The organism is Agromyces salentinus (assembly GCF_009749395.1).
GTDB lineage: Bacteria > Actinomycetota > Actinomycetes > Actinomycetales > Microbacteriaceae > Agromyces > Agromyces salentinus.
This window is the reverse complement of the sequence record NZ_WBIR01000003.1, coordinates 108,359-127,269: the sequence shown is the minus strand read 5'-3', so window position 1 is coordinate 127,269 and position 18,911 is coordinate 108,359. Positions and strand designations below refer to the sequence as shown.

Sequence of the window (18,911 nt, the reverse complement as noted above, 5' to 3'; positions counted from 1 at the left end):
GCGACCTGACTCCCTGCTCGCGTGGGAGTCGGTTAGTCGGCGATGATCTCGTGTGCCTGCTCGGCCCGTGCCGGGGCCGCGGCTTCTCCGCCACCGGAGCGCAACGAACGCGGCACCGATCCGGTCGGCCACGTCGCGTCCGCTCCGACGACCGGGGCCTCCTCGACCCCCGGCAGCACCCCGGTGTGGTGTGCGAAAGCCCGCAACTCTCGCGGGGCGGCACGGAACCACTCCCTGGGGAGCTCGACGCTGGGATCCGACCAGAACGGCAGCCGAACGTAGTGTGCCGATTCGATCGAGACGAGCTCATGTCGCAGCAGGTCCAGCCCGCCGAGCGTGATGTATGCACGCGCACGAGGCTCGTCTCCGGCAAGGATGAGCGCGTAGAGGACCTTCGATTCGGCGGGCACCTGATGCCACACGTCGTCCCGCTCCAGCGGAGGCGCCAGCCGTTCAAGACCCCGTCTCAGCGCGTCGTACGCTTCGTCGCCCATCCCCGGCAGTTGCGCCGCCGCAATGGCGATGTCGTTGGAGAGGTACTGGATGAGGCGGGCGGTGCTGAGTTCGGGGCTCGCTTCCTCCTCGAGGATCTCGAGCGCCGCGAAGGTGGTGGCGAAGCGGTCCGCGATCTGCCGAGGAAGCACGACTTGCTGCGTCATGGATGTGCCGTCGTGCCGGATCCGCCAGGAGACGGTCTTGCGCTGGAGAACATCGAAGGCCACGGCCCGCGAGTACGCCTTCGCGCTCACGATCTGGTCCTGGAAGTGACCGCCTTCGGGAAACCGCATCTCGGCGGCATCCCAGAACCCTCGCCTATATACCTTGCTCCACTGCACGGCGTTCACCATGATCGCGGGATGCTCCGCCAGCGTGGTGCCCGCCCTTCCGACGTGATGGGCCTCGTCGATCCAGAATGCCGCCGGGCTGCGACGCCGACGGTCAAGGCGATCATATGAGCCGACCGCGAAGTCCGAGCCCGAGCGCTCGAGGCTCCCGACGAGGTCGCGGTAGGCCCCGGCCAGCAACACGTCGTCGCCGTCGAGGAAGGTGAGGTATTCGCCGCGAGCGTGTTCGATGCCATGGTTGCGAGCGGCATTCGGATCCGCCACGTCTATGTCGAGGACGTGGACCCTGCTATCACGGCGTTGCCACCTCGCGAGCTTTCGACGTGTGCCGTCCGTTGAACCGTCATCGACGACCACGACCTCGATGCGCCAGTACCCCTGTCCGAGGAGGGATCGCAGGCATGCGTCGATATAGCGACCCACATCCCGGGTCGGCATGATCACCGAGACCCAGCCGTCTCGTCTCTCGTGACGAGCCACGGCACGGGCCATACGGCGACCTTTGGCCATTCGCACCGGAAGCAACGCCGTGCCGCCCAGCGCCCGGAGTTCGCCTACGACTCTCGCCGCGAGGGTCCGGACGTCCCGGATCATGTGCGCCTCCTGTCTCTCTTCGTCAAACCGCCGATTCACCAGCCAGCGACGAGTGCGAATGAACGGGACCGGGACCGGCAGAATCACGAGCAGCCCAGCTGACGCCGGCGACCCTCCGAGGTGGCTCCGCTCGCGGCCGTTCAAGAATACACAGGGGGCGGTTCGCCGGAACAGCAGTGTGTCCCAGCGCCCACCGCGGCGTCAGTAGTCCGCGCTAGTGCGCGTGGTCCATCGAGGCTGCCGCGCCCTCTGCAGGCAGCGGCGCGATGGTGCGCGACCGAGGTCTCGCCTTGAGCCGGAGGGCGTGCTTCTCCACGAGATGCCATGACGCGAACGCCGCCCCAGCGGTGAGCGTGATGACCACGAGGAGGTTTGCGACGAACGGTAATCCGGGCCATGCGCTGACGGTCAGCTGCTGAATCGGGAACGCGTAGATGTAGAGGCCGTACGAGAGATCTCCGAAGCGGGCGGCGCGACGCAGGTACGGCGTGGAGGTCATGCAGAATGCCAGGACCACGTAGGACAGGGTCACCCAGAGCGCCCACCGCGAGACGATGGGATTGAACGCGGCAGCGATCAGCACTTGCGCGGCCAGTGCGGCGATCGCGATGTCGAGTCGGAGGACGCGCCGACCCAACAGGGCGACGAGCATGCCGGCCGCGAAGAAGGTGAAGAGGTCCGCCCCCTTCTGCAGGGACGTGCCCCAGACGATCAGCGGGTTCAGGATGAACTGGTCGATCAGGACCCCGGCCACGGCGAACGCGATCACGGCGGCGAACCGCCAGCGCGTGAATGCGAGGAGGACCGGCACCGCGATGTAGCAGGCGAACTCGACCGGCAGTGTCCAGAGAGACCCGTTCACCGAGCCGGGGTGCGGCACATTGAGGAAGACGCCGGGCAGATCGAACTGCGGCCAGAGCAGGATGTTCTGCAGGTATCTCCAAGTGCGAGGCTCCGCGAAATACTGCGGCACACTGAGTGTTGTCACGAGCGGACCGAGCACGAACACCGTCAACAGCACGACGACCACCAGGCCGGGGAAGATCCGGAGCGCGCGGTTGCGGAAGAACGCGAGCGGCGAAGGCGTCCGCAACCAGCTCGTCGTGATCAGGAACCCGCTCATGACGAAGAAGACCTGCACGCCCAGCACGTGGATCGGCACGCCGAGCACCCTCGGCGCTGCTCCGGCCCCGGTCAGCTCGAATCCGTGACCGACGATCACGGCTAGCGCTGCGGCGATCCGCATCGCGTCGAAGTTGTTCAGACGAGGCACGCGCTCACCCTACCCGAGCCGCCGCGCCTTCCCGGTCACGTCGAACGAGCGGCAGTGCCCGAGGGATGACGAGGGGTCCCAGTAGTAACTGGAGCGGACGGCTCAGGCAGGGCCGGTCGTCGCGATCCAGGCGACGCCGTCGCCGGTCACCGTGAGCCGTGCCTCGTCGGGCGTGACGTAGAGCGCTTCGCCTCGGGCGACGGATGCCGCGCCCGACACGCCGCGGACCTCGACGCTCGCGCCTTCGGCCAGCACGATCGCCGGGCCGTCGAGCGCGATCGGCGTCGTCGCGGCATCCGGTGCCGACGCGGGCTCGATGCGGTACAGCACGAAGTCCGGAACGTCGGGGCGGAACACCGCGACGCCGGCGCCGAGCCGCTCGGGCTCGAGGCGAGGCGGTGCGATGGGCGTGAAGTCGAGCACCTCGAGCAGTTCGTCGACGTCGATGTGCTTGGGCGTGAGCCCGCCGCGCAGGACGTTGTCGCTCGCAGCCATGAGCTCGATGCCGAGGCCCTCGAGGTAGGCGTGGATGTTGCCCGCGGCCAGGTAGAGCGACTCACCTCGGCGCAGCCGCACCCGGTTGAGCAGGAGCGAGATCACGATGCCGGGGTCGCCGGGGTAGGCCTCGGCGAGCACGGCGACGGTCTCGAACGAGAGCGCGTATTCGGACGCGCGCGCGAGATCGGATGCCGCGAGCGACGTCACGCGCTCGACGACCCAGGCCACCTCACCGGTGTCGCCGCCGCGGCCGTCGCGGAGGAGCCACTCGACGGTGTCCCGGAGCGGATGCTGCGAGGAGAGCCGGGCCTCGAGCAGCTCGAGCGCAGCGGGCTGGGGTTCGGCGGCCGCGGCATCCGCCTCACGCAGGACCCGGAGGATGCCGGCGACCTCCTCGAGCGGGCGGAAGCCCGACAGCGCGTCGAAGGTCTCGCTGACCGCGACGATGAGCTCGGGCTTGTGGAACTCGTCCTTGTAATTGCGGTCGTAGGCCGTGAGCTCCGGGCCTTCGGCCTCCTCCCTGGCGAAGCCTGCACGCGCCTGCTCGGGCGTGGGGTGCGCCTGCAACGACAGCGGTTCGGCGGCGGCCAACACCTTCAGGAGGAACGGCAGCCGGGCGCCACGCGCCGCGAGGTCCGCGCCGAGCGCGGTCTCGGGGTCCGCCGCGATCCAACCGGCGAGATCGTCGTAGCCGCTGATGCTCCCATCGAGGATCCGTGCCGGGGAGCCCGCGTGCGCGCCGAGCCACAGCTCGGCCTCCGGTGCGCCGGAGGCGGGTACACCACGGAACCCCGCGATCGCGGACGTCGACCCCCAGGCGTAGTCACGAGGAGTGTTGCCGATCGACACAAACATTCCAGAGGGCCCCTTCCGAGATTTCCCCCAAAGCTACCAACGGCCGGAGCGCCCTCGGAGCACGCACGTAGGCTCGTGGCATCCGACGACGCATTGGAGCTGTCATGACCTTCGAGCCGCTCGCGAGCGACTTCTATTCGTACGAATCCCTCCTGACCGACCGCGAGAAGCAGGCGATCGCCGAGCTGCGCGCCTGGCTCGAGGCCGACGTCAAGCCGATCGTCGGCGACTACTGGGAGCGCGCCGAATTCCCGATGCAGGTCGTGAAGCCCCTCGCCGAGCACGGCGTGCTCTCCTTCGGCTGGGACGAGACGAAGCCGTTCGAGAACTCGGCCGTGTTCCGCGGCTTCGTCGCGATGGAACTGGCTCGCGTCGACGCATCCGTCGCCACGTTCGTCGGCGTGCAGAACGGCCTGGCGACCGGCAGCATCAGCGTGTGCGGCTCGAAGGAGCAGCGCGAGGAGTGGATCCCCAAGCTCGCGAGCGGCGAGGTGCTCGGCGCCTTCGGGCTGACCGAGCCGCTGTCCGGTTCGGACTCGGCGCAGGGCCTGCGCACGACCGCGAAGCGCGACGGCGACACCTGGGTGCTCAACGGCTCGAAGCGCTGGATCGGCAACGCGACCTTCAGCGACATCACGATCATCTGGGCGAAGGACGTCGACGACAACCAGGTCAAGGGCTTCATCGTGCCCACGACGACGCCCGGGTACACGGCGTCGAAGATCCAGGGCAAGATCAGCCTGCGCGCGGTGCAGAACGCAGACATCACGCTCGAGAACGTCGTCGTGCCCGAGTCACTGCGGCTCCAGAACGCCAACTCGTTCCGCGACACCGCCAGCGTGCTGCGCCTGACCCGCGCCGAAGTCGCGTGGGCAGCGGTGGGCACCTCGATCGGCGCGTACGAAGCGGCCGTCAAGTACGCCGGCGAGCGCGTGCAGTTCGGCAAGACCATCGGCTCGCACCAGCTCATTCAGGACCTGCTCGTGAAGAGCCTCGGCAACATCACCGCCTCGCTCGGCATGGTCGTGCGCGTGTCCGAGATGCTCGACCGCGGCGAGCAGCGCGACGAGCACTCCGCCCTCGCCAAGGCGTACACGACCGCCCGCATGCGCGAGACGGTGGCGTGGGCACGCGAGGCGTGCGGCGGCAACGGCATCACGCTCGAGTACGACGTCGCCCGGTTCTTCGCCGACGCCGAGGCGCTCTACTCCTACGAGGGCACGCGCGAGATGAACACCCTCATCGTCGGCCGCAAGATCACGGGCAGCGCCGCGTTCGTGTGATCTGCGGAGCGCCCCCAATGGACTAGAGTGCCCTGATGACCGGACCACGGCGCAGCCTGGTCCTCAGATGGCGCCGTCTTCGCGCGGTCACCCCCTTCTAGAACTCATACTCGAGAGGACCCCGCGTGCGTCCCAGGATTCGAAGCGCCGCAAAGCGAGCCCTTCGCGCTGCGACGGGAGTCGCCTCCGTGGCTCCAACGCGGCTCAGCAGCGTCCCCGCCGAGTACCACCAGGCCCACATCCTGGTCAACAGCGGGATCTTCGACGCCGAGCTGTACGCGGTGTCCAGGCCGTCGGTCGATCCGACTCCGTTCGGATGCGCGCTCAATTTCCTGCGCGAGGGTGCTCGACAGGGCTTCCCGCTTCATCCGCTGATCGAGGCGGTGTACCTCCCTGCACCGGTGCGCGACCAGTTGTTCGCGGGTGTCGCCGACGCGGTTCTCGCGCACCTCCAGTCGGATGCGGCACTCCAGCATGCTTGGGGGCCGCTGTTCGACCCCCGGAACCTCGGCCAGGGCACGTCGGCGTTCGAGGCGTTCATGGCGCTAAGCGGTGAGGACGTGCTGCCGGTCATCCCCGGGTACCCTGACGCAGCGCCGACCCTCGACCGAGCACGATCGAACGCCATCGACCACGCTCGCATGGTGGCTCGCCAGCGTGACTACCGCCTGGCTCCGATTCGGACCGACTGGGATGAGACGCTCGAACGCGACTGGGTCGACTCGGCCCGAGCGCTGCCACTCCCGGAGAGGACGGACGGGGCGCCGCTCGTTTCCATCGTCATGCCGGTCTGGAATCGTGAGGCTCAGCTCCTCGAGGCAGTGGAATCCGTCCTGACCCAGACGTTCCCCGATTGGGAACTGATCATCGTCGACGACGGTTCGGATGACGGAACCTATGCGGCAGCCTGCGATGCGGCTGCACGCGACCGCCGCATCATCGCGATCCAGGTTCCCCACGGGGGCGTCTGCGCGGCGCGCAATGCCGGCCTCGATGCTGCACGCGGAACCTACCTGGCCTTCCTCGACAGCGACAACAACTGGGATCCGGCATTCCTGGACCTCGCGTGTCGGGCGCTCGCGGATACGGATGCCGTCGGCGTCTACTCGGCCCTTCAGATCGTCGACATCGATGGCGCGATCCGGTTCCGCGGAGGGCAGGTCGGCTTCGATGACCTCCTGATCGAGAACGCGATCGACATGAACTGCCTGCTCACTCGCAGGGCGATCGTCGAGCAGATCGGTGGATTCGATGTGCAGCTCCGGCGCTGGGTCGACTACGACCTCGTCCTGCGCCTGGCGAAGCTCGGATCGTTCGAATACCTCCCCTTCCGCGGGTGCTACTACTCGAACACGCTGGCGGTCGACCGGATCACCGTCAAGGAGCCACTGACCTGGCGCTTCCGTGTCGCGGAGAAGGCCTTCATCGACTGGCCGAAGGTCGAAGGAGCGGTCGCCGAACGCGCGCCCGACCGGACCAGCGTGATCATCGCGGTGCACGAGAACGGCCATCGCACGGCGTTGCTGCTCGAGGACATCCTCCGCACGACCGGCGATCGCGACATCGAGGTCATCGTCGTCGACAACGGCGCCGCCCTCGTGGCGGGTCGACTCATCGCCTCGCAGTTCGCGGACCATCCTCGAGTGAAGTATCACCGGTTGGCTCGCAACTACGGCCACGCGCTCGCGGCGAACGTCGGGTATGCGCTGTCGACCGGCAGCACGATCGTGTTCCTCGACGGCCACAGCGAGGTCCGGAGCGGATGGCTCGAGCCGCTCCTCGAGGCACTCGGGTCCGATGATGCGCCGATTGCGGCGCAGCCGACGATCACCGGCGCCGACGGCACGGTCGTCACTGCCGGCTACCTGTACAGCGTCGACCAGCACCGACCCTCGCACTTCCTCGCGAATCACCCGCTCCAGGACGCCGAACGAGCACCGTCGGCTATCGCAGCCGTCACGGGGATCGCGTTCGCGATTCGGGCCGACCTCTTCGCCGAGCATCGCGGATTCGATGCCCTCTTCCGAGGCGAACTCGCCGCGGTCGACCTCTGCCTTCGCGCCCAGCAGGCCGCTCCGGAACGCGGCTTCGTCCGCGCGAGGTCAACGGTTGTCCTCCACGACAATCCGCGACGAGCGGATCGCGTGAGCCGTTTCGAGAACGACGACCGGCAGGTGTTCTCTCGACGGTGGCACGGACTCCTCCCCGCACCGGACCTCAGCGCCTACGAGGCGATCGGGCTCTCGGTGGTCGGGACGTCCCCCGACGTCAAGGGCGAGTCGGGCGCGGCGAAGCCGATCGTGACTCGTCCGACGACGAGCGTGATCGATCCCGTCCACGGAGAAATACCGTCACTTCGTTGGGCGATCAAGATCGGCGCGGAATACACCCGTGGCGGTGACGGCTGGGGCGACGTCCCGTTCGCGGACGATCTCGCTCTCGCACTGCGTGCTCGCGGTCAAGACGTCGTCATCGACCGACATGGCGCGTTCGGTCGATCGACCGCATACCTCGACGACGTCGTGCTGACGGTTCGCGGGAAGCAGCCCGCACAGCCCCACGCCGGTCGGATCAACATCCTCTGGGTGATCAGCCGTCCCGAGTTGGTCACCATCGCCGAGGTGCAGGGGTTCGACCGGGTGTTCGCGGCTTCGCCCCTGTGGGCCGAATGGATGCAGCGCCGGTCTGGAAAACGCATCGAGGTCCTCCTGCAAGCGACGCACCCCGATCGGTTCAGCCCGACCGGCGAGAACATCGACGCCGAGATCGACCTCCTGTTCGTCGGCGGCCCGCGAATCCACGAAGGTGGTCGTCAGGTCGTGACCGACGCGCTTTCGGCCGGAGCGGACCTCGCCCTCTGGGGTCCCGGATGGTCCAAGGTTGCACCGGCCGAGATGGTACGCGGCGAGTTCCTTCCCTTCGAGCAGCTCTCCTCGGCATATCGACGGGCATCCCTCGTACTCAACGACCACATGCCGACCATGGCTGAATGGGGTTTCGTCAACAACCGCACGTTCGATGTCATCGCAACCGGCACGCCGGTGCTCAGTGATCACGTCGAAGGTCTCGACCTGTTCGAGGGAGCGGTGGTCAGCTACCAGACGACGGACGAACTTGCAGCGCTCCTCGCCGACCGCGACTGGATCCCGAGTCCCGAGAAGATGCAGGAGATCGCCGAGCGGATTCGTCGCGAGCACAGTTTCGAGGCTCGCGCCGAAGTCCTCCTGGCGACGGTACTCGGCGAGTACAAGCTGAAATCCCCGCAGTGCTGAACGAGCGGAATTCCCTCAACGCTCTGCGCCTCATCCTGGTCCTGACGGTCATCCTCTCCCATTCGTTCACGCTTGGCAGATACAGCCTCTCTCCCGTTTTCCTCGGACACACCGTGGGAGGCTGGGCGCTCATCGGGTTGTTCTCGGTCTCCGGTTACCTGATCAGCAGCGGGGCGATCAAGCGCGAGTACTCGGTCTTCGTCTGGAGCAGGATCGCCAGGCTGTGGCCGGCATTCGTCGTGTGCATCCTCATCATCGCCACGATCATCGCCCCGGCCGGATACCTGATCGCGCACGGGACGCTCGACGGGTACCTCACAGCTGAGAACGGCCCGATCAAGTTCCTCACCCAGAACGCCCTCTTCGAGATCCGCCAGACCTCGATCTCCGGAACCCCCGACCGGTTCGGCTGGACCGGCAGCCTCTGGACGGTCATCTTCACCGTCGTCAGCTACCTCATCGTCGGAGCGATCCTCAAGATCGGGCCGGACAGGCTCCGAACCGTCATCGTGGCCTCCTGCTTCGCCCTCAGCGTCGGCCTCTACGCGAACGTCGAGACCCTGATTCCGTACCTGCAGGACCCGCGGACGATTCAGCTCCTGCGGTTCCTCCCGCTCTTCCTCGGCGGCGCCCTGTACTTCCAACTGCGGAGGAGGCTCCCGCTCCGGGCTTGGGCGGCAGCCTGCGCCGTGCTGCTCATGTGCCTGCTCGTGTTCCTCATGCCGAGCTTCGGGCTGCAGCTCGGGGCGCCGTTGGCCGCCTACGCGATCCTCACCCTCGCGAACGCGATCCGGGTCCCCGCATTCCTCCGGCGGAACGACTTCGCGCTGGGCTTCTTCTACTACAGCTTCGCGATGCAGAAATTGATCGTGTTGTCCGGGCTCGGCGCCCTCGCTGGGAGTGCGTGGGGATTCTTCGGGATCTCGGTGCTCGCGACGCTCCCGTTGGCCGTCGGAAGCTGGTTCCTCGTGGAGAAACCGACGCTGTCCCGGCGGAGGGGCACGGACGTCCCGAGTCCCGCACTCACGCTCCCCGATGTCGCCGTCCCAGCACTCGCGCCCCCCGCACTCACGGTCCCCGCCGTCGCGCTCCCCGCGGTGACGGTCCCCGCGGTCACGCTTCCTGCCGTCACGCCCGCGACACCCGCAACGTCCGAGAACGGGCTTTCGGCGTCGCATCCCGCCTGACGAAGCGCGGCACACACGTCGGTCGAGATCCGCCGTGGGCAGGCATGGAACGGCAGCATACCTCCGGGGCCTGCTGACGAGCGCTAGCCCCGGGCCTCGCGAAGCGCCCGACGGAGGGCGGCGATCTCATCGCGCAGGTCCTGGGCGGCGTGCTCGGCCTTGCGCGCGCGCGCGCGCTCGTGTTCCCTCGATTCCCGCAGCTCCTTCGCCACGCCTTCCGCCTTGCGCGCCCGCTCGCGCTCGTGCTCGTGACCCTGGCGCACGTCCTCCACGCCCTGCCGCAGGTCAGCGATCCTGGCGTCTGATTCGCGACGGGCCCTCGTCACGGCGGCCTCCAGCCGGCGGTTGCCGTGGAGGTAGTGCAGGATGACCTCCTGCGTCTTCAGGTGTTGTGCGAGGGTGATCGGCGCGATGTCCTTCGATTCGGGCGATCGGGGATCGAGCTCGCCGAGCAGCGCGTCGAGTCGCTGCTCGAGCGTGAAGGTGCCCGAATACGCATCGCGGAGCACTGCTGCATCGCGGCGAGCCACCTCGAAACCGCTCCGGAGCTCAGTAGCGAGCGTCTCGGCATCCGACTGCCGGAAGCCGCTTCCGCGGAAGTGACCTCGAGCCGCTCGTTCGAAGTTCGACGGAGACAGCCATCCCGGTCCGCCGAATCGGTCGTAGCAGTACACCGGGACGCCCGCGAGCAAGGCGTACTGCGCCGTCTTCCCGATCGTGATGACGGCATCCGCGGCATGGATCACTTCGGGGGTGACTCGGAACGGCGTCGCCCCCTTCGCTCCCTCCGAACCGACGATCTGGATCTCGAACTCCGTACGGAGCAGCTCGAATGCCTCGCGCAACTCCTCGACCAGGTGATTCGTGACGGCGAGGAGGCGAGGCAACGGCATGCCTGTCGAAGTGCCATCGCCACGGGCGAAGATGCCGGGCGCGGGATTGTTGAAGAGATCGACGCGCCGTGGATCGAGGTGCTCATGCAGCCCCGACGGGACCTGGCGCTCGCGGATCTCCTCGGAGACGAAGAGGGAGAGATCGGCGAACGCTGCCTCGACCGTCGGCGAGTAGGGAAACTCGAGGGGATGGATGAACGACATGTGGTTGAACACGAACACGGTGCGACCGGGATCGGCCAGAAGGGGTGCGGGGATCAGCTGGTGGTGGATCCATGCGAGATGCGGCGGCGACGCCGCGATCTCGGCGAGGAACTCCGGATCCCGGATGTCCGCGATCCGGACGCCCGGAGTGGACGACAGCTCCGTGGCCATCGGTTCGGCGGCGAAGGCCGTGGCCACCACGACCTCGGCACCTCGCCCGCTGAAGTACTCGGCGAGCTCGTGCGTGACGATCTCGGAGCCGCCGTACGACTGCACGTGCGCCTGCGTGATGAGGACCCGTCGACCGCTGAGTTCGAACATCGTCATGACGCTAGCAGGCGAGTCCGCGGATCTGCTCGGAGTTCAGCGACTGTTCGCCTCCTCAGTGGCGGCCGAGCCCTCGGAACTCGAAGCCCGCCTGCTTCCACGCCGCCACGTCGAGCACGTTGCGCCCGTCGATGATCCGGGGTGACCCCATCAGCCCGGCGACCCGCGCGGCATCGAGCCCTCGGTACTCGTCCCACTCGGTGACGAGCACGGCGAGTTCCGCGCCGTCCAGCGCCGCCTCGGTGTCTGCGATGTACTCGAGCTGCGGATGCTTGGCACGAGAGTTCTCGATGCCGTAAGGGTCGGTCGCGATCACCTCGGCGCCGAGGCCGTGCAGGCGAGCCGCGACATCCAGGGCCGGCGAATCGCGGATGTCGTCGGAATCAGGCTTGAAGGTGAGGCCGAGCACGGCGATGCGCTTCTCGAAGACCGATCCGCCCAGCATCTCGACGGCGAGGTCGATGACCCGCTCGCGGCGACGGAGGTTGATCGCGTCCACCTGGCGGAGGAACGCCACGGACTCGGCGCGGCCGAGCTCCTCGGCGCGCGCGGTGAAGGCGCGGATGTCCTTCGGCAGGCACCCGCCGCCGAACCCGATCCCCGCGTTGAGGAACCGGCGTCCGATGCGGGCGTCGTGGCCGATGGCGTCGGCGAGGGTCGTCACATCGGCGCCCGTGACCTCCGCGATCTCGGCCATGGCGTTGATGAAGCTGATCTTCGTGGCGAGGAACGCGTTGGCCGCGGTCTTGACGAGCTCGGCCGTCGGAAGGTCGGTCGTGATGCGAGGCGTGCCCGCGTCGATCGCGACCCGGTAGACGTCGTCGAGCAGGTCGGCGTGGGCCGGATCGGTGACGCCGTAGACGATGCGGTCGGGGGTGATGGTGTCAGCTACGGCGAAGCCTTCGCGCAGGAACTCGGGATTCCAGGCGAGCCCGGCACCGGTGGTGGCGATCCGCTCGGCGAGGTCGGCTGCCGTGCCGACGGGGACGGTGCTCTTACCCGCAACGAGCGCACCGGGCTGCAGCACGGGGCGCAGTGCGTCCACCGCGGCGTACACGAACCGGAGATCCGCGCTGTCGGAATCCGCGGACTGCGGCGTGCCCACTGCGAGGAAGTGCACCTGCGCGTCGGCGGCCTCGGCGATGTCGGTCGTGAAGCGGAGTCGTCCGCTGGCGACGCCTTCGAGGAGGAGTTCCGGCAGGCCCGGTTCGTGGAACGGGGCCTCCCCCGCCGCCAGCTTCGCCACCTTGCTCGCATCGGTGTCGACGCCGATGACGTCGTGGCCGAGCTTCGCCATTGCTGCGGCATGCACGGCACCGAGGTACCCGCAGCCGATCACCGAGAGCTTCACGGTTCTCCTTCACATCGATCCGAACCATTCTGCGGTATCCGGAGCGATACCCTTGACGGCATGAGCCCCGACCGTCGTCACGCCCTCGCGGGCGCGTACGCGACGTTCGTGCTGTTCACGGCACTCGCGGGCCAGTTCTGGCGCAATCTCCTGGGCTGGTGGGGGTTCGGCGCGGCGGTCGCGATCGTCGTGGTCGGCGGAGCCCTCCTCATCGTCGCCACCCGGCCGAGGTGGACCTGGCGGCGCGTGCCGAAGTCGACCTTCGCGTTCCTCATCCTCGCGACGCTCTCGCTCGCCTCGTCGTTCTACCCCGGCGCCACCGCGCTCGGCCTCGCGATCAGCTTCGTGACGACGTTCGCCGCCGTGGCGCTCGTGCTGTGCCTGCCGTGGTCGCGCATCGTCTCGTCGCTCGCGGCGGCCATCAAGTGGATCCTCGCCCTGTCGATCCTCTTCGAGCTCTGGGTGGCGCTCGTCATCCGCGAGCCGGTCCTCCCCAACTTCCCCGACTTCGAGGTCACCGGCGAGAAACTGCCCATGGCCTTCTACTGGTCACGGGGGCTCCTGTTCGACGGCGGTCCGATCGAGGGCATCGTCGCCAGCCGCAACCTCCTCGGCATGATCGCACTGATCGGCCTCATCGTCTTCGGCTGCCTGCTCGCCGCCGGCAGCATGCGACGCGCTCCCGGCATCTCCTGGCTCGTCACGGCAGGCGTGGTGTTCGCGCTGACGCGTTCGTCCACCGTCATCCTCGTCGCCGCCCTCGTCGCCGTTGCGCTCCTGTTCGCGCTCTGGACCCGTCGCGCCGGTGCCGAGCGCCGCCGCCGCATCTACTGGACCGCCGCCGCCGTGCTCGCGGCATCCGTCGCCCTGCTCGCCTTCGCCTGGGGCTGGCTCCTCTCGCTCTTCGGCAAGAGTGAGGACCTCACCGGGCGCACCGACATCTGGAACGCGGTGATCGACCTCGCGCAGCAGCGCCCCGTCGCCGGCTGGGGGTGGGTCGGATACTGGGTGCCCTGGGTCGAACCGTTCAACGACCTCGCGGTGCGCAAGGGCGTCACCTACCTGCAGGCGCACAACGCATGGCTCGACCTGTGGATGCAGCTGGGCGTGCTCGGCGTGCTCGCGTTCGCGGCCATCGTCATCGGCGCGCTCTGGCGATCCTGGTTCCTCGCGGTCGACCAGCCGAGGGATGCCGCGGGCCGGCCGATCCCGTACTCGGCGGCGTCGCTCCTCCCGCTGCTCGTGCTCGTCGCGCTGCTGGGACAGAGCCTCGCCGAGAGCCGCATCCTGATCGAGTCCGGCTGGCTGCTGCTCATCGCGATCGCGTGGGCGACCAAGCGCCGGCAGTGGTCGAATGACCCATTGCCCGCCGAGCCGCGGCCGGCTCGCTCGCGGGCCGTCGCGCTCGACGCGCCGCCGCCGGGAACGACCTCCGTCCGCGCGGTCCCGCGCACCGACGCATGACCGGCGCCACGACGTTCCTGCCGCTTCGCGAGTTCGCCGGCTCCGCACGGTTCGCCCAGGCACTCTCGACCGCGGCGATCGGCACCGCCTTCACGACGCACCTCATCCGGAGCCTCATCGGCTGGCCCGGACTGCTGGCCATGCTCGCGGTGCTGCTCGTGCTCTGCGCGCTCTCGCTCGTGGCGAGGTGGCGCGCGGTCGAGTGGTACGGCATCCTGCCGCTCACGATCCTGGTCTTCGTCGGATGGTGCGTGGCATCCGTGCTCTGGAGCACCACGCCCGTGCTCAGCCTCGCCCGGGTCATCTACCTCGTCATCTTCGGGATCATCGGCGTCTACGTGGCGCTCATGCGCGACACGCTGCAGATCGTCCGGGCCTTCGGCGGCGTCACCCGGGTGCTGCTCGGCGCCTCGCTCGCACTCGAGATCGTCGCGGGAATCCTCATCGACACCGCGATCCCGCTCATCGGCGTGCAGGGGAACATCGCCTCGCTCGGCCCCATCCAGGGCATCTTCGGCTCGCGCAACCTGCTCGGCTTCATCGCCGTGATCGGTCTGCTGACGTTCGTCGTCGAGTGGCGTACCCACATCATGTCGAGGGGCCGCTCGATCGCCTCGATCACGCTCGCGGCCGTCTGCGTCGTGTTCTCGGGCTCGCCCACCGCGTGGATCGCCCTGGCCGTCGCCCTCGTCGCCCTCGCCGCGATCTACGGCCTCCGCCGAGCCGCGCCCTCGACCAGGTGGCGATGGCAGATCGCCCTGCTCGTGACCTCGGTCGCGGTGCTCATCACCGTCTGGCTGATCCGCGGCCGCATCATCGAACTGCTCGACGCCCGTGCGGACTTCGACGTCCGGCTCGACCTCTGGCGCGAGGCATCCCGGTACCTCGCGCTGAATCCGCTCCAGGGCTGGGGCTGGGTGGGCGCGTGGCCCGACGCGTCGCCGTACCTCTGGATCGAGGCCGCCATCGGCCGGCAGCAGAGCTCGGCGCTGAGCGCCTATGTCGACGTGTACTTCCAGGTCGGAGTCATCGGCGTCCTGCTCTTCGCGGGCCTCATCGGGGTGGCGCTCGTCCGCGCCTGGCTGCTCGCGACGGGCCGGCGAAGCGTCGTGTACCTGTGGCCGGCGCTCATGCTGGTCATCATCACGGTGACGAGCTTCGCAGAGAGCTTCGCACTGCTCGAAGGCGGCTGGATGCTGCTCGTCGTGTGCGCCGTGAAGTCCGCCAGGGACATGAGTTGGCGGGATGCGCTCGCGACGGCGCGCGATCCCGGTGCCGGTCACCTGCCGACCCGTTGAGCCGGCCGTCGTTCGCGGTCTCCGATATCCTGTCCCGAATGAAGGTCAGTGTCGTCATTCCGACGTATCGCTCGGGTGCGGAGCTCGATCGGACCGTCGCCAGCCTCGACGCGCAGACCCTTCCGCAGGCCGAGTTCGAGGTCATCATGATCGATGACGGCTCGCCGGATGCCACGTACGAGCGGCTGCTCGAGTTCGCCTCGACTCGGCCGAACTACCGAGTGAGCCGGATCGCCAATTCCGGCTGGCCCAGCCGTCCCCGGAACATCGGCATCGACCTCGCCGCGGGCGAGTACGTGCTCTTCATGGATCACGACGACGAGCTCGCTCCCGAGACGCTCGCGGCGGCGTGGGAACTCGGCTCGCGAAACAGCGCCGACGCCGTGAACCTCAAGGAATCGCGCACCCACCTGGCCGGCTGGGCGCTGCCGATCTTCGACCGGAACCACGACGACGCGCTCGGCCGGACCGACCACAATCCCCTGGGACCGCTCACTCCGCACAAGCTGTATCGGCGCGCATTCCTGCGAGAGCACGACATCGCCTTTCCCGAGGGCGGTCGGGTCGTCAACGAGGACCTCTACTTCAACGTCGAGGTCCTCCAGCATGCGCGGGCCATCTCGGTGCTGGCCGACCGGGCTGCATACCACTGGATCACCACCGGGACGAACAACTCGATCGCCTACCTCTCGAACCCGGCGGAGCAGATCGCGTCGGTTGCACAGGTGCTGGAATTCAGTGCCGACCGTCTCTCGGGGTCCCGCAGCACGGTCTTCGAGATGATCGCCATGACGCTGCTGAGCGGCCAGGTCCTTCCGATCTCCACGCTGGTGTGGCGCGGTTCCGACGCCGACCGGGAGGAGGTGTTCGCCCGCTGCGTCGAGCTCATCGACCGCTACCTGTCCGAGGGCGTCTTCCGGCGACTCGATTTCGGACGACGCGCGATCGTCGAGCTGATCAGGGCGGGCCGACAGGATCTCTTCGAGCCCTTGGACGCGTTCGACCGGGGCATGCAGAGCATGAACACGGTCTCCGAGGTCGAGTGGAACGACGGACGCCTGCTGGTGACGACGCACACCCGTTGGCGCGGTGAGGACGGCGCTCCCCCGCGACTCCGGCGGTCGGGAGGCCGCGTGCTCGCCGACCTGGGCACCGAACTGCCCGCGATCCTGTCCGACGGACTGATCGACATGACCGACATGGCCACCGCTCCCGACGCGGTCGTCGCCGTTCGAAGTCGCGGCACCGCGGCATCTTGGCTGCAGCCCACGGAGGCCGTCCGGGTGGTGGACGGCAGCACGGACGATCCGGACCTCGTCGTCGAGGCACGCGCCTGGATCGATCCGGCATCCGGCATCCTGGGGCGGCCCCTGCCTGAGGACGTCTGGGATGTCTTCGTCCGAGCCACCCTCCTCACCGGTCACCAGCAACGGCGATGCGACACCGGCGCGCTCCGGCTCTTCGCCCTCCTCGACGGCCGGATCGCGCTCGCGTGCCGTACCGGACCGGGCAAGCTCGCGCTGGATCTCACGCAACGGCCCTCGTATGTCACCGAACTCGTGCGACTCAGCCGGCCCGCCGCTGCGACCCGGCACCGGAACGGGCGCACTGGATCGCTCCGCGTGGAGCTGACCGGGGTGCACGCCCATGGGCGCACCGCCATCCCGATCGAAGCGCTCGTGGTGCCGCGAGGCCGCCTCGCACGGTTCCTCGGAACCGATCGGCTGCCCGCCCGTGCCATCCGCGCGGCCATCCTGAAGCGGCTGGCCCCGGTCCCCCGGGCCGCGATCCGAGGCGAGGGCGGGGCCGCATTCCTGGAACTCGTCGGGCGGCCCAGCCTGGTCCCCGCGGAGTTGCGCATCCGATCGGGACGCGCTGTCGTCAGCTCGGGGATCGAGCTCTCGCGTCGCCGAGGCACCGGACGATCGCCCCGCACATCCGGTGGGCCTGAAGACCCCGTCGCGACGGCACGCGTAAACTGACCTGATGCCCGGTCGGCCGGCGCTGCCCGGAGACCCATCGGATGCGTCGGCTGCACACCAGTACGACGACGAAAGGCACACGTGCGAACCGCACTCATCGGATACACCGGATTCGTCGGGTCGAACCTCGCGTCACGACACGCGTTCGACGCCGTCTACAACACCAGCAACATCCACGACATCGAGGGCGAGTCGTTCGACCTCGTCGTGACCGCGGGCAACCGCGCCGACTCGCACCGCATCAACCGGGAGGGCGAAGCCGATCGCGTCGAAGTGGACGCGCTCGCCGACCGCCTCGCCACCGTGAAGGCCGACAAGGTCGTGCTCGTCTCGACCGTCTGCGTGTACCCGGGCGGGACCAGCCCGACGGAATCCACCCCGACGAGCGACGAGGGGCTCACGCCGTACGGCGCGAACCGCCTGCACCAGGAGCGCCGCCTCACCGCCGAGCACGACACGCTCGTCCTGCGGTTGCCGCAGCTCTACGGCGACGGCCTGAAGAAGGGCATCGTCTACGACCTCGCCAACGACTACCGCGTGGAATTCATCCGGCCGGAGGCCGAGTTCCAGTACTACGACGTCCGGCGCCTCTGGAACGATATCGGCACCGCCCTCGAGGCCGGCCTCTCCTCGCTGAACCTCGCCACCCCGGCGCTCCGCAACGATGTCGTCGCAGCCGCGTTCGGCGCCGACATCAGCGCGAACGATCCCGGTCCCGCCGACCCGTTCGCGAGCATGTACACGCGCGACATGCGCACCGAGCACGCCGGGCTGTTCGGCGGCAGCGGGCCGTACCTGCTGGACGCCGAGACCGAGCTGGCGGAGATCCGCGCCTTCGCCGGGTCGCTTCGCGAGGTGCGCTGATGCACGCGGGCCACAAGGTCTCGGCGATCGTCACGTGCGCCGGCAAGGGCACGCGATTCGGATCGAACAAGCTGCTCGTGACGATCGACGGCATGACCGTCATCGAGCGCACCGTACGGGCGATCATGGTCCCCGTCGTCGACGAGGTCATCGTCACGGTGAGCCCGGAGAACGAAGCCGAGTACCGCCGCATCCTCGTCGATGACGCCGGACTCGACGTCGTGCTCGTCGAGGGCGGCGCCGAGCGCCACCTCTCCGCCATGCAGGGGCTGGCTGCCACCACCGGCGACATCGTGATCACGCACGACGGGGTCCGTCCGTTCACGACCCCCGACCTGGTCGAGAAGGTCGTGGAGGCCGCCGTCCAGCACGGCGCGGCGATGCTCGGCATGCCGAGCACCGTGCAGGTCAAGCTCGTGAGCGACGACGGGTTCATCGAGGGGTCGCTCGATCGATCGCACTCTTGGCTCGGCCAGACCCCGCAGGCCTTCCAGCGGGACCTGCTCCACGCGGCGTACCGCGCCGCCGTGGAGTCGGAGTACGCCCGGGTCAGCGACGACGCGGACCTCGTGGCCGAGTACTGCGGGGTCGCGGTCCGCATCATCGAGGGACACGTCAACAACATCAAGATCACGACGCCCCAAGATCTCGGAACGGCCAGACTGATCGCCGAGCACCTCCTCGACGCGGAGGAGTGATGCCCGGCCGTCACGGCCCTCCC

The 18,911-nt window shown here is 68.4% G+C and carries 13 protein-coding genes; 8 read left to right on the top strand and 5 right to left on the bottom strand.

What is annotated here, in order from left to right:
* Positions 1-32: 32 nt before the first annotated feature.
* From GQQ95_RS05025 to manA, 3 genes are all read right to left on the bottom strand, one after another.
* Entirely contained in the window at positions 33-1,439 is a 1,407-nt protein-coding gene (locus tag GQQ95_RS05025) for a glycosyltransferase family 2 protein (RefSeq protein ID WP_157426565.1), read from the bottom strand.
* Between the two features lie 214 nt (positions 1,440-1,653).
* A complete protein-coding gene (locus GQQ95_RS05020; RefSeq protein WP_157426564.1) occupies positions 1,654-2,712 on the bottom strand; it encodes an acyltransferase family protein in 1,059 nt (352 codons plus the stop codon).
* Between the two features lie 102 nt (positions 2,713-2,814).
* Complete coding sequence (manA, locus tag GQQ95_RS05015; protein WP_157426563.1) at positions 2,815-4,065, bottom strand: mannose-6-phosphate isomerase, class I; 1,251 nt, start codon at positions 4,063-4,065, stop codon at positions 2,815-2,817.
* Between the two features lie 104 nt (positions 4,066-4,169).
* Between manA and GQQ95_RS05010 the strand changes: the two genes are divergently transcribed.
* The 3 genes from GQQ95_RS05010 (at position 4,170) to GQQ95_RS05000 (ending at position 9,807) form a co-directional block, all read left to right on the top strand.
* Positions 4,170-5,348, top strand: coding sequence for an acyl-CoA dehydrogenase family protein (locus tag GQQ95_RS05010; RefSeq protein ID WP_157426562.1), 1,179 nt, complete (start codon positions 4,170-4,172; stop codon positions 5,346-5,348).
* Between the two features lie 188 nt (positions 5,349-5,536).
* Complete coding sequence (locus GQQ95_RS05005; RefSeq protein ID WP_157426561.1) at positions 5,537-8,620, top strand: glycosyltransferase; 3,084 nt, start codon at positions 5,537-5,539, stop codon at positions 8,618-8,620.
* A complete protein-coding gene (locus GQQ95_RS05000; protein WP_170296965.1) occupies positions 8,614-9,807 on the top strand; it encodes an acyltransferase family protein in 1,194 nt (397 codons plus the stop codon). Before GQQ95_RS05005 ends, GQQ95_RS05000 begins: the two co-directional genes overlap by 7 nt.
* 83 nt (positions 9,808-9,890) lie before the next feature.
* Here the strand turns inward: GQQ95_RS05000 and GQQ95_RS04995 are convergent, their stop codons facing one another.
* On the bottom strand, positions 9,891-11,225 hold the full coding sequence (locus GQQ95_RS04995; protein ID WP_157426559.1) for a glycosyltransferase family protein: 1,335 nt from the start codon (positions 11,223-11,225) through the stop codon (positions 9,891-9,893).
* A 61-nt stretch (positions 11,226-11,286) separates the two neighbouring features.
* Positions 11,287-12,582, bottom strand: a complete 1,296-nt coding sequence (locus GQQ95_RS04990) for a UDP-glucose dehydrogenase family protein (protein WP_157426558.1) — start codon at positions 12,580-12,582, stop codon at positions 11,287-11,289.
* 60 nt (positions 12,583-12,642) lie between these two features.
* Here GQQ95_RS04990 and GQQ95_RS04985 point away from each other — a divergent pair, with 60 nt between their 5' ends.
* The 5 genes from GQQ95_RS04985 (at position 12,643) to GQQ95_RS19275 (ending at position 18,888) form a co-directional block, all read left to right on the top strand.
* Positions 12,643-14,046 carry an O-antigen ligase family protein gene (locus GQQ95_RS04985; protein WP_170296964.1) on the top strand — a complete coding sequence of 468 codons (1,404 nt, stop codon included), beginning with the start codon at positions 12,643-12,645 and terminating at the stop codon, positions 14,044-14,046.
* Positions 14,043-15,344, top strand: a complete 1,302-nt coding sequence (locus GQQ95_RS04980; RefSeq protein WP_157426556.1) for an O-antigen ligase family protein — start codon at positions 14,043-14,045, stop codon at positions 15,342-15,344. Before GQQ95_RS04985 ends, GQQ95_RS04980 begins: the two co-directional genes overlap by 4 nt.
* Positions 15,345-15,382: 38 nt before the next feature.
* Positions 15,383-17,326: a glycosyltransferase family 2 protein gene (locus GQQ95_RS04975; protein ID WP_157426555.1), complete on the top strand. Its 1,944-nt coding sequence runs from the start codon at positions 15,383-15,385 to the stop codon at positions 17,324-17,326.
* An 81-nt stretch (positions 17,327-17,407) separates the two neighbouring features.
* On the top strand, positions 17,408-18,190 hold the full coding sequence (locus tag GQQ95_RS19280) for an NAD-dependent epimerase/dehydratase family protein (RefSeq protein WP_170296963.1): 783 nt from the start codon (positions 17,408-17,410) through the stop codon (positions 18,188-18,190).
* Complete coding sequence (locus GQQ95_RS19275) at positions 18,190-18,888, top strand: IspD/TarI family cytidylyltransferase (protein WP_170296962.1); 699 nt, start codon at positions 18,190-18,192, stop codon at positions 18,886-18,888. Before GQQ95_RS19280 ends, GQQ95_RS19275 begins: the two co-directional genes overlap by 1 nt.
* Positions 18,889-18,911: the final 23 nt, after the last annotated feature.